We start from the raw sequence: 11,956 nt of genomic DNA, 5'->3' as shown, positions 1-11,956 counted from the left end.
CGTGGGTAGCGAAGTCGCCTTCCCCGCTGACGTGCTGACCGACAGGCCGATGTCTGCGGTCCCAATCGACAAGCTGTTGCGCGGCGTGCGGCGGATGTTCCTGCCGTCGCCCACGTACGACCTCCTCACCACCACGTTCGACCGTCTGCTCGACGTCGTGGGACTTGTGCCCGTTCCAAACATCGAGACATCTTCGTGGAATGTCGATGCTTGGAACGTCGAGTGCGATCAATTCACGGACGACTACGATGTGGACGAGGAGGCCGACAAACCCGAAGGGAGGATCCTGGTCCTGACCGGTGAGACTGGCGCCGGCAAGTCCCGTTCGCTCCAGCGTTTGTTCAGGCAGCGTCGCGAGAATGTGGAAGGTGTGCTCGTCTCGATCGTCGCGCCTTCGCCCTGCACTCTGATGCAGCTCGGGCGCAGGCTGCTCCCGGCACTGGGATACCCCATTCAGCGCGATAGGAAAGAGCATCTGATCTGGGAGGATGTCAGACGTCGGATCGACGTGCGGGGCGTGCGCATCGTCCATATCGACGAAATGCAACACGTCACTCAGACAGCGAACTCCGATCAGAAGACGCGCATCCTGAACACCATCAAAAGTCTGATCCAGGATCGCGACAGGCCGATGCTGCTCGTTCTGTCGGGAACTTGCGAGCTCGCGGATTTCCTGCGCACGGACGGTCAGGTGTACCGGCGCTGCAAGTTCGTAGAACTGCAGCGGCTGACGATCCCGGGCGACGTCGACTTGATAGCGGACACTCTGGAGGATCTTGTCGAAATCACTCCTCTCAAGCTCGAGCACGTGGTCGTCGAAGATCTGGCTGCGCGTTTGATCCACTCCTCGAACTACGCGCTAGGCATCGCGATGGAAATCGCATGCGACGCCGTCGAGGAAGCGCTCCGTGATGGGAAAAACAGGCTTTCCTCGAGCCATTTTGCCGAGGTCTACAGGTCTCGAAGCGGGTGCCCGAACTCCACAAACCCATTCCTCACGGCCGGGTGGCGGGAAACGGATCCGCGTCAGGTTCTGGACCGCCCGCGCACGGACATCGAGTCGACGACATCGAGAGCGTCGAAATCCGGACCACCGGCCGTACGCAAGCCGAAGAAGTCGAGCAAGACGAAATGAACCGCGTGCACCTGTATCCCACGCTACCGCATCAGGTGGGGGAGGCTGCGACTTCTTTCGCCTCCCGGTTGGCGCAACTGCACCTTCCCAGGAACGCTGGTGCGAGGTCTTTCTGCGCCGACATGGGTATCGAATTTAAAAAAGTCATTGACGGGCAGCCTGACGCTATCACTGCTCTTGCAGAACTAGCTGGCATTGATTCGGCCATCCTCGCCACAGAAGCGTTCCAGCGCGCAGCTGCAGGGCATCTCTTCCGGGGTGAGCGTTTTCCGAAGGGCAGTCTCTTCAGGACACTTCCGCGTTTCTGTCCCGCGTGTCTCCTCGAAGATTGCGCTGGAGCTTCCAAACCGGAAACGATGGCCTACGGACGGACGATCTGGTCGATTGCCGCGATCCGCACCTGCCCCAACCACGGCATGGAGATCATCACCGCCGGCCGGACCACCGACCCGTCGAAGAGCCACGATTTCGCACAACTTGTCGGACCTCTTCTGCCTAACCTCGGAGTGATGGCGGACCGCGCTATGCGTCGATCCCCCTCGGGTCTCGAAATGTACGTTCTAGGCCGGCTCGCAGGAAGGATCGGCAGGGCGCCATGGCTCGACGGACTGCCGCTCCATGTCGGCATTGCGGTTTGTGAGGCCATCGGGATGGTCGACTGCTTCGGTCGGGAAGTGCTCGCGAACAAGCTATCGGAGAGCGAGTTAGCGGAGGCAGGAGAAAGCGGATATAGCATCGCGAGTTGCGGCGAAGCCGGCGTCCGGGAGTTTATGAAGGAACTCATCAGGACTTATCCGTACTCACGTAGCGCCACCGAAGGCCCGCAAGCCGTCTTAGGTAGACTATTCAAGTTCCTAGCCTTTAACGCGCGGCATTCGGATTTCGATGTTGTCCGCGATCTCGTGTCGGACTTTATGATCGAGCGCATGCCCTTTGGCCCCGGCGATATCATTTTTGAGAAGCCGATCGAGAGGCGCGTCCTGCATTCGGTGCGCTCGGCGTCCTTGGAGATGAATGTCCACCCCAAACGTCTGCGTAAAGTTCTACATGCCGCCGGGGTCCTGTCGACGGAGCAGATGGAGCTTCCGTACGGCAACGCGACCTTCGACGCTGCGAATGCAACCCAGACGCTAACGGACGCCGTTGATGGTCTCTTCATGACCGAGATCGAGGCATACCTCGGTGCCGGGCGCATTCAGACAAAGATTCTGGTCGACTCCGGCATCATCAAGCCCATGTTTCCGAAGCGACCGGATCTTGACCACCTGTTCAGACCCCGTGACCTAGACGAGTTTCTCAAGCTCATATTCATCGACGCGGTTCCGATCGACGATCCCGACAAGGACATGGCCGACATCCAAAAGGCGATGAGGCGGGTCTGCTGCACCATGCTCGAGATCGTTCGCCTCGTGCTCGATCAGAAGCTCTCGTGGGTTGGTCGACACACAGGCGTCCATGGATTCGCAGCGCTTCTTGTGCGCGTGTCTGAGATCCGACCGATCATTCGCGGCTCCATGGAAGGATGGCTAACCGCAAAGACCATCGAGAAGACGATGCGCACGTCGACGAAAGTTGTACGAAAACTCATCGACCGCGGGTATCTGAGAGCCGAGGAAATAATCAGCCCGCTGAATCGCTGCCCCGTCCAAGTGGTCAGGCAAACAACGTTCGACGAGTTTCGACGGGAGTACGCAACCCTGTTTGAGGCAATGGAGACGACGGGAATGCATTTCCTCAAAATCCAGAAGCGTCTAGGATCGATTGGTATCGAACCGTGCATCAGACGCGAGGATGTGGGCGCTGCGTTCTACCGAAGATCGGATCTTCAACGGCTCTAAAACTCCTCACCGATAATTTATCCTAGCTCTCGCGGACCCGATCTGCGAGAGCTTTTTTACGTCTTCAGAAAATGTAGATAGGCGCATGTAGCCCGTCCAGTTTCAGCATCTTATGGAAGAGGAATCACCATCTTTCGTTATCTATTGCTGGCGACGCAATAAATAGCTAAGCAGGATCAATGTCTTGCGTTCTGCGTAGAATTCATTTTATGCCTCATCCTACAGAAGACCGCAACACGGCAGATCCGAGCAGCCCAGCGCTGCTCGGATTTTCTGTTAATCCAGGTCTGTTCGGCGCGCGTCCGGCGCTCTGCGATGGTCGTCGTGCCACTGCCCGCCTCCCCGCACAGCCGAGAGCTCGCCCCGGTTGATCACGACGGCATCGTTGCGCCGCGGCACGACGCAACCCGCCGCGGCGGAGGCCGGGCGGGTCGGTGTGGGGCGGGTGCCGGGGCTAACGGGCGGGGCTTACAGGTTGAGGAGGGCCTGGGCCGATCCGACGACGGTGTAGACGAGGCCGCCGGCAAAGGCGGCGACCATGGCGTAGGAGAAGCCTCTCAGAAGCATGGCGGGTTCTCTCTCCTGTTGTCTGTCTTGGGCTGTCTGTCTTGCCGGTTGTCTGTCTGGCCGGTTGTCTGTCCTGTCGCTTGTGGCGCGGATCAGCAGCGGTTTCCGCCCGAGGTCTGGCCGTATTGCTGGGTGGGGAAGTTCTGCTGGTTGGCGTTGCCCTCGGCGGCCGAGCTCATCGGGCAGTACTGGGGGTTGCGCAGGGGTGCGACGCTGCGCAGCTCGAGCGAGCCGGTCGTCTCGACGTCGTAGGGCGAGAAGCCGGTGTAGCGGGACGGCCTTTCGAAAGCCATGGCGGACGAGATCGGAGCAACGCCAAGGACGAGGGCGGTGGCGAGGGCGGCGATACGGGTCTTCATTGTGGCTAACGAGCTCCTTTACAGTACGAACCGGTGTGTTTGGTTCGTTTCATCTGCCTGAACCCAATATGGGGCCTCGTTCTCCGCCATGACGTGCGGTCAGGCACGTGAGAAACCGGATTAATCTTCCGGCTCCGGGACGACGCCTCGCGTATGTCTGGATGCATCATGAATAAATCTTGCGCATGGTCATCATCGGCTTCGCGAAAGTCTTTCCGGGGTCGCCGGGGACGAAGCGATACGGTCCTCCTCCGAGTGCCGCTTTCGGGATGCGAACCGGAAGGGCATCCGGGGCGAGAACGAGGCCGCCGCGGGCGTCCCCCCTCCCCGCACGCCCCGCGCCGACCGCGACGGCTTCTCCATCGACAGCGGCTTTCCGGCCTGCGGCCCGCCGCTCGCCCCGCCGGAGGGTGACGCCCTGCGGGCGCTTCGGCTAAGGGATTTCGCGGCACGCTGCAGGGGCGGGTGAGGATCGAATCGATGCCCGCGAGGCCGCCGAGCCTGCAGGATGCGCGTTGGCGGCTCGCCCTGTTCACGCTGCTCTACCTCTACCAGGGGATCGTCGCGGGCTTCGCCCTGACGGCTCTGGCCAATCACTTCGCCGCGGCGGGCGCCTCGACGGCGGAGGTCGGCCGTCACCTGGCGATCGTCGGCCTGCCCTGGGTGCTGCAGCCCCTGCTCTGGGGTCCGCTGATCGATCGTGCCACGCCCGACCGCATGGGGCCGCGCCGGCGCTGGCTTGTCGTCGCCCTGGCCGGCGCGCAGGCGAGCCTCGCCGGCCTGCTCCTCCTCGGCGCCCATCCGGGTCTGACGGCCGTCAGCGTCGTGCTCCTCCTGCACAGTCTGTGCGCTTCCCTCGCCGATACCGCCACCGACCGCCTGATCGCCGGCAGCGTGCCGGCGGGCGAACTGGGACGCACCAGCGCTGGCACGCGCGCGGGTTTCGTGATCGGAAGTGCTACCGGAACCGCGATCTTCGCCTGGGTTCTCGACGCCGGAGGTTTCCAGGCCGCGGCCGGAACGCTGCTCGCCCTGACCACCCCGCCCGCCCTGGCGGCCGTTCTGGTGCGCGAGACGCCGCAGGACCGCGTCCTCTCACTCTGGTGGCGCACCGCCGCGCCCGGGGCCGGACCGTCGCGGCTGGCGGAGGCGATCTCCTTCGCGCGTGGCCTCGCCGCCGCCTTCCGGAACCGCGACGCGGCGATCCTGCTGGCGATGTGCTTCGCCATCGATTTCGCCCTCGCGTTGTTCCAGGTGCCGTTCGCCGTCGCGCTCGTGCAGCTCCATGGCTGGGACGCGGGCGGCCTCTCGCGCCTGCAGGCCCTGCTGGCGCTCGTGGGCGGAACCCTCGGTGCGGTGGGCATCGGCGCCGCCGTCGACCGGATCGGCCCCGGAAAATCCCTGCGTGCCCTGCTGTTTGCCTGCGCCGTGGCGTTCGCCGGCGCCGGCGGACTGATCGCGGCCGGGCTCGAGGCCGCGACCGGCCCCTTCATCCTGGGGCTGGCCAACGTCGTGCCGGCGCTGCTCTACGTCGCCCTGCTGCCGGCCGTGCTCCTGGCCAGCCGCGCGGGCGGCGCCTCCGCCACCCAGTTCCAGATCTACATGGCGGCGATGAATCTCGGCGACGTCGCCGGCTCGGCCCTGGCCGGAGCCCTGGCCGCCGCGGTGGCCCCCACCCTCGTCGCCCTCGGCGTCGCGGTGCTGTTCCTGATCTACACCCGCGCCGCACGGACGTTCGGCGCGCGGTAACGCGGGAGTTGCGACCGGCCTCAAGACCGTTCAACCGGTGGCTCTGCCCAGCCGGCGGACCTGGGACGGTGTCAGGGCGAAGCGCTTGCGGAAGGTCCGGTTGAAGTAGGACAGGTCTCCGAACCCAACATCGAAGGCGATCGCGCTCACCGGGCGGGTGTCGTCCGCATCGGTGAGGCGCTGCATGGCGCGGTTGAGGCGTCGGTCGAGGACGAATCCCGAGAAGGTCTCGCCCTCCGCCTGGAACATCGCCTGGACCTGGCGGCTGGAGATGCGCTGGGCCTGTGCCACGGTCTCGAGACTGAGGTCCGGATTGCCGAGGCGCTGCTCGACCTCGGCCTTCAGCGCCTGGACCCGCATCGTGTGCCGGCTCGGCCCTGGGGCATCGGCCTCGCAGCCGGGCTCGAGCACGATGAAGGCGAGCAACTGAGCCAGGTGCTCGCGCACGAGGTCGGCGAGCCCCGGGGTCGCCACCGGAATCAGCCCGCGCAGCAGGCTCGCGCCGTACACGGTCAGGGTCTGCAGGCCCGGATGGTCCCGGCTGATCCGCTGGAGGGTGCCGGTCTCGAGCCCGGCCAACGGGCCCGTGAGCCCGGGACGTGCGATCGCCAGGACGTCGATGCGCTCGACGCCCATCGCATCGAACACGGCGCCCCGGCTCGTCGCCACGAGCAGCGCGTCCCGCGAGCAGCAGGCGAGCGTGCGCCCGTCCTGCGTGACCTGCAGGCGCCCCACCGCCGGACGCACCAGCAGGATGCGCTCGACCGGTCCGTCGTCGCGCCAGCTCTGGGACGGCCCCAGCACCGAGGCGATGCCGAGATCGGGGTCGAGGCGGATCACGGTCCGCCCCTGGAACGGGACGGCCATCGCCCCCTCGATTCGACGCGCGGACGCGCTGCCGACCGCGTCGCCGGCAGAGGCCCTCACCGTGCCGGTCCCGTGCCGGCTGCCGGGAGCGCGCACCTATCCGGGGTCCGTTCGATCGTCATCGCTCCATCCGCTCGAAAGCTCTGCGCGGCAGTCCGCACCGGAGCTCGCCTGAGTCCAAGCGAGGGTGTGGTGAGCATGCTAGAGCCACTGGGCAATGTCGAGAGTTTGCGCGCCTTTGACTTCCGAATCATGAGACTTTGACGTGCGGCACCTAGATTAGATGCGTTTTAAACTGCTTGTCCGGCGATCCTCTTGTGTCCTCTACACGGCGGTATCGGCCGGGCAGGTCCGATGCGTGCCGTCCCCCGGGACGGATAGAAGTGGGTTCGAACGATCATGCGGTACCTCCGTTTCGCCGTGGCTCTCGGGGCAGGGACGGCACTGGCCGGCCCGTCGGAAGCGCAGAATGCTGCCTCGGAGGTCGCCCTCGACGAGCTCTCGGTGACGGCCACCCGCGCGCCGCGGCGCATCGAGGAGGTCCCGCAGAGCGTCCAGGTCGTCGACCGCGAGCAGATCCGCCAGCAACTCGCCCTGACGTCGAGCCCCTCCGCCGTCCTGTCGAAGCTGATCCCGGGATTTTCCGCGCCCAACGGCACCATCTCGAGCGCCTCCGAGACCTTCCGCGGCCGCAACCTGCTGGTTCTGGTCGACGGCGTGCCGGTGAACACGCCGCTGCGCGACGTCTCGCGCATCCTCAATCTCGTCGATCTCAACGCCGTGGACCGGATCGAGGTGGTGGCGGGTGCCTCCAGCCTCTACAGCGCCGGCGCCACCGGCGGCACGGTCAACTTCATCACCCGCCGGCCCACCGACGGCGCTCCCATCGTCACCGTGAATACCGCGTTGCGGACCTTCACGGCCGATCCCGTCCACGGCGTCGCTCCCGAGACCTCGGTCAGCGTGACCGGCAAGGTCCCGCAGGGGATCGACTACGCCTTCACCGGCTCAGGGCGCTTCGCCGCGCGCACCTATGACGGCAAGGGGCGTGAAATGGCCTCGGACGGGCTGCTCGGCCAGGGCGGCAGCGACCGCTTCCAGCTCGGCAACGTCAATCTCCGGCTCGGCTACGACTTCGATCTCGCCAAGCGCGTCGAGTTCGGCTTCACCCAGATCCTGCTCAACCAGGACCCACGCTACCTCACGGATTACAGCGCGCCGTTCGCCCGGCCAAACTACGCGCGAGCCTATCCGGGCCTGCCGGTGACGGAGGACACGCGCTCGTTCTTTCTGCGCTATACCGACCGGGATACGGCCCTGGGCAGTCTATCGCTGCTGGGATTCTACAACGATATCAACAAGCGCTTCAATTATTCGGAGTTCTCCTACCCGGCGAACCCATTCGTTACGTACTCGTTCAACCCCAGCGCGCCGACGAGCCTCTCCAATCAGACGGCCCTCGCCACCGAACGGGGCGGCATCAACCTCACCTTCGACACGGATCTCGGCTCGCTGCTGCCCGGGCTGAAGCTGACCTGGGGCTCCGACGTGATCTCCGAAACGACGCGTCAGCGAGCGCGTGACGGCACGGACGTGTTCACGCCCCTGCAGCAGAACAGCTACGCGGGCTTCGCACTGCTGCAGCTGCCCGTCGGCGACCGCCTGACCCTGCGCGGCGGCATGCGCTACGAGCACTTCGATCTCGACGTGTCGGGATTCACTCGGCCGACGACCTTCGCGGCGACGGCGGCGCGCAACGCCCTCGGCTTCTCCACCTTCGTGCTGCCGGCGATCAACGTCACGGGCGGCACCTTCTCCTACTCGGCGCCGACCTTCAACGCGGGCGGCACCTTCCTCCTCGTTCCGGGCATCGACCTCTATGCGGGCTTCAGCCAGGGTTATGCACTGGCCGATATCGGCGCCTTCACGCGCCGTGCCGGCCTGTCGCTCGCCTATGCCTGCCCGTTGACGCGGCCGACCTGCCTGCCGGGCAACACCACCATCGCCTATTCGAGCATTGCGCCCCAGGCGCAGATCGTGAACTCCTACGATTTCGGCATCCGCGGCCGCAGCGGCATCTTCTCCGGCAGCCTTGGCGGCTTCATCTCGACCTCCGACGAGGGCACCACCTTCGACCCGCTGACCAACCGGCTGAGCCAGCAGAAGGAGGAGATCTACGGCGCCGAGTTCGTCGGAAACGCGCAGGTCACCGAGCGGCTGAACCTCGGCACCGTGCTGGGCTACCGCGAGGGCCGCTACGACACCAACCGGGACGGCCGCCTCGACAGCTACCTGCCGAACAACCGGATCGGCGCTCCGTTCCGGGCTACGGTCTCGGGCACCTACCTGTTCGAGAACGGCGTGAGCTTCAGGCTGGAGGGCGAGGGCTTCAGCGGCCGCGACGCCCGCATCGATCTCACCGGCACCCGCTACCGGCTCAAGGACGCCTTCACGGTGAATGCCGCCATCGGCGCGCCCCTGGCGGGCGGCGAACTCTACGCCTCCGTCGACAACCTCCTCGACGCCACCTACTGGAACCCGACCGCGACCTCGGTGCGCAACCTGACCGTCTACGGGCTCGGCCGGACCGTCACGGTCGGCTACCGCAAGACCTTCTGATCCGATGGTCGCCCTGGAGGAGACGGACGACCTCGTCGTCCTGCGCTATCTCGGACCGGCGGAGCCGGGCGACGAGAGGGCCTATCTCGCAGCGCTCGACCGGGTCGGGGCGCATGCCTCGCCCTTCGCGCTGATCCTGGTGCTCGGCGGCATCGGCAAGCTCTCCGCCGCCTCCGAGCGCGCGCAGGCGCTGTGGTTCAAGCGGACGAAGGCCGATCTCGACCGGCTCTGCCGCGGACTCGTCATCGTCCGGCCAAGCTTCACCGAGGCGGGCGCCGACGTATTCCGCCGGCTCTGGCGCTTTCCGATCGCGATCGCGCCGGACGAGACCGCCGCCCGGTTGGCGGCGCGGGATTACCTCCCGTGAGGGCCGCCCCGACCGCGCGCCGCGCGCGCCTCTCGCTCCTCGGCGTGCTCGCTGCCCTCTACATGGCGCAGGCGATCCCGTCCTACCTCATCGCCGCCGCGCTGCCGCCGATCCTGCGAGAGGCCGGTGTCTCGCGCGCGGCCATCGGCTACCTCAGCCTGCTGTTCCTGCCGCTGGTCCTGAAGTTCCTCTGGGCGCCGATGGTCGACCGCGTGCGCCCCTTCGCGCGCGCACACCGGGCCGGATGGATCGTGGCGACCCAGATCGGCGTCATCGGCTGCATCCTGGCGATGATCCCGCTCGGCCCTACCGAGGTGCCGGGCCTCGTCGCCGTGGGCTTCGTCGCCTCCCTGCTGATCGCAACCCAGGACATCGCCACCGACGGCTACGCCGTCACCCGCCTCCGGCCCGAGGACCGCGCCGTGGGCAACGCCATCCAGGGCGGCTCCGTCGCCCTCGGGGTCGTGGTCGGCGGCACCCTGAGCCTGGTGCTGTACCACCATGTCGGCTGGACCGGCATGCTGCTCTCGGCGGCTGCGTTCTCGCTGGTGCCCCTCGCCGCCGCCTTCGCCATGCGGGAGGGGGCCCCTGCGGCGACTACCACCCCGCGCCCGTCGATCCGCGCCTTTCTCGCCCGCCCGGAGGTGCGCACGATCCTGTGGGTCGCCCTCACCTACCGGGTCAGCGAAGGCCTCGTGAAGGCGATGGAGGGGCCCTACCTCGTCGATGCGGGCGTGCCGCTGACTCAGATCGGCTACCTCTCCGGCGCCTCGGCCATGACGGCGGGACTCGCGGGCTCGGGGATCGCCGCGCTGCTGGTCCGCCGTTACGGCACGGCCGCGACCCTCGGCCTCCTCGGCGGCCTGCGCACCCTCTGCTTCGCGCTGTTCACCGCCCATGCCCTCGGCGCGGTGGTGGGCCTGTGGCCGCTCTTCGGCGCGGCGGGGTTCCAGACGCTGATCCGATACATGGAGATCGTGGCCCTCTACAGCCTGTTCATGGCGGTCTCTTCCACCGACCAGCCCGGCACCGACTTCACGATCCTCGCCTGTGCCCAGCTGGTGGTCTACCTCGTCGGTTCGCTGATCTCGGGCAAGCTCGCGGACCTTCTCGGCTACGGCGCCCTGTTCGGGCTCGCCACGCTGCTCTCGGGCGTCGCGACGGTGGCCACAATGCGGTTGCTCGGCAAGGACGGCGTGGCCGGTCGCCCCGGGGCGGAATCATGACTGCCGCGTTGTCCGGGCAGGCGCATGGCGCCGAGGACCAGGAGGAGACTCAGCGCCGCGCCGGTCCAGAACGGCAGTGCCGGCGCGATCCGGAACGCCGCTCCGCCGCAGAGCGCCCCGACGCCCTGCCCGAGGACGTGCACGCTCGCGAGCCATCCCGCCGCGACGGCCTGAGTCGGTTCCGGTACCCGGCTGACGAGGGCGGCGGTATAGGTCGGCGTCGCCAGGGCGATCCCCGCGCCCGCCACGGCCGTGCCCAGCATCGCGATTTCGAGCGCGGGCGCGCCGGCGATCAGGGCGGCGCCGCCGGAAAAGCCCAGGAGCCCGAGGCACAGGTTGCGTCGCAGGTCGCGCCCGAGGCGCGGCACCACGAGGAGCTGCGTCAGGATCATCGTCACCGCGACGAGGGCGAAGGTCGCCCCGGCGAGGCCCGCGGCGGCCTCCGGCGCGAAGCCGAAACGCTGCTGCAGGAACAGGCCGAGCACGATCTGGATCTGCCCGAGGCCGAAGGTCAGAGCGAAGGCGATGGCGAGGAGCGGCAGGGCCCCGCGCAGGACGCCGCCGGGCCTCGCCGGCTGCGAGGTCGATGTCCGCCCCGGGGCGAGGTCCGGCGCAGCGAGCAGCAGGAGCGGGCTGGCAACGAGGATCGCCAGGGGGGCGAGCGCTCCGAACATCCCGGCGGACATCGCCAGCGAGCCGAGGATGCGGCCCATCGAGAGTCCCGCCCCGAGACGGCCGAGGGCGGTCGGCTGCGCATCCTCCGGCACGGCCTGCACCAGGGCGGCCTGCGCGTGCGGCATCACTCCGGCCGCGCCCGCCCCATAGGCGACCCGTGCCGCGGCGAGGAGGACGAGGGCCCCCGTTCCGGACAGGCCGGGAAGGATCAGCGCCAGGCCGAACAGCAAGTGCCCGAGCACCATCAGGGCGGCGAGGCTCCCGAACAGCCGGCGGAGGCGCCAGTCGCCTCCGAACGTCCCCCAGCCCGGTGCGCAGACCACGAAGACGACCGATCCGAGCAGGGCGACGCCGCCGATCGCGGCCGGATCCAGGCCGGTCCGCGCCGCGGTCACCGGCACCAGGGTGAGGATCGCGGACTGGCCGAAACCCACCGCCGCCGCAGCGAGCGCCAATCGCGTCACCGGGCCGTGCGCCGCAGTGCGCGCATCCACTGAAATCATGAAGGCCCTCGTCGTCGATGCGACATCTACCTATAAAATTGGAGCGAATTC

The 11,956-nt window shown here is 67.1% G+C and carries 9 protein-coding genes; 6 read left to right on the top strand and 3 right to left on the bottom strand.

Annotated elements, in window-relative coordinates:
• The first annotated feature begins 1 nt into the window (after window position 1).
• Together ACXJY8_RS02545 and ACXJY8_RS02540 are read left to right on the top strand one after the other, a co-directional pair.
• On the top strand, window positions 2–1,135 hold the full coding sequence (locus ACXJY8_RS02545; RefSeq protein ID WP_463775944.1) for an ATP-binding protein: 1,134 nt from the start codon (window positions 2–4) through the stop codon (window positions 1,133–1,135).
• Window positions 1,132–2,973, top strand: coding sequence for a TniQ family protein (locus ACXJY8_RS02540; RefSeq protein WP_463775943.1), 1,842 nt, complete (start codon window positions 1,132–1,134; stop codon window positions 2,971–2,973). The genes ACXJY8_RS02545 and ACXJY8_RS02540 overlap by 4 nt, the downstream gene beginning before the upstream one ends.
• A 659-nt stretch (window positions 2,974–3,632) precedes the next feature.
• Here the strand turns inward: ACXJY8_RS02540 and ACXJY8_RS02535 are convergent.
• Window positions 3,633–3,899, bottom strand: coding sequence for a hypothetical protein (locus ACXJY8_RS02535; protein WP_463775942.1), 267 nt, complete (start codon window positions 3,897–3,899; stop codon window positions 3,633–3,635).
• 480 nt (window positions 3,900–4,379) lie between these two features.
• Here ACXJY8_RS02535 and ACXJY8_RS02530 point away from each other — a divergent pair, with 480 nt between their 5' ends.
• On the top strand, window positions 4,380–5,648 hold the full coding sequence (locus ACXJY8_RS02530) for an MFS transporter (RefSeq protein ID WP_463775941.1): 1,269 nt from the start codon (window positions 4,380–4,382) through the stop codon (window positions 5,646–5,648).
• Between the two features lie 30 nt (window positions 5,649–5,678).
• On the opposite strand, the gene ACXJY8_RS02525 is transcribed toward ACXJY8_RS02530, so the two are convergent.
• Window positions 5,679–6,515, bottom strand: coding sequence for a helix-turn-helix transcriptional regulator (locus ACXJY8_RS02525; protein WP_463775940.1), 837 nt, complete (start codon window positions 6,513–6,515; stop codon window positions 5,679–5,681).
• 399 nt (window positions 6,516–6,914) lie between these two features.
• Between ACXJY8_RS02525 and ACXJY8_RS02520 the strand changes: the two genes are divergently transcribed.
• The 3 genes from ACXJY8_RS02520 to ACXJY8_RS02510 are packed head-to-tail and all read left to right on the top strand — an operon-like array spanning window position 6,915 to window position 10,727.
• Complete coding sequence (locus ACXJY8_RS02520; protein WP_463775939.1) at window positions 6,915–9,134, top strand: TonB-dependent receptor; 2,220 nt, start codon at window positions 6,915–6,917, stop codon at window positions 9,132–9,134.
• A 4-nt stretch (window positions 9,135–9,138) separates the two neighbouring features.
• Window positions 9,139–9,501, top strand: coding sequence for a hypothetical protein (locus ACXJY8_RS02515; RefSeq protein WP_463775938.1), 363 nt, complete (start codon window positions 9,139–9,141; stop codon window positions 9,499–9,501).
• A complete protein-coding gene (locus ACXJY8_RS02510) occupies window positions 9,498–10,727 on the top strand; it encodes an MFS transporter (RefSeq protein ID WP_463775937.1) in 1,230 nt (409 codons plus the stop codon). The genes ACXJY8_RS02515 and ACXJY8_RS02510 overlap by 4 nt, the downstream gene beginning before the upstream one ends.
• On the opposite strand, the gene ACXJY8_RS02505 is transcribed toward ACXJY8_RS02510, so the two are convergent.
• Window positions 10,616–11,905 (bottom strand): MFS transporter, encoded by a 1,290-nt coding sequence (locus tag ACXJY8_RS02505; protein WP_463775936.1) that lies wholly within the window; start codon window positions 11,903–11,905, stop codon window positions 10,616–10,618. The genes ACXJY8_RS02510 and ACXJY8_RS02505 overlap by 112 nt on opposite strands.
• Between the last annotated feature and the right edge of the window lie 51 nt (window positions 11,906–11,956).

It is taken from the genome of Methylobacterium sp. TK31, from assembly GCF_055361545.1.
The sequence above is the reverse complement of the archived record's forward strand: the minus strand, read 5'-3'. Positions and strand labels throughout refer to the sequence as shown.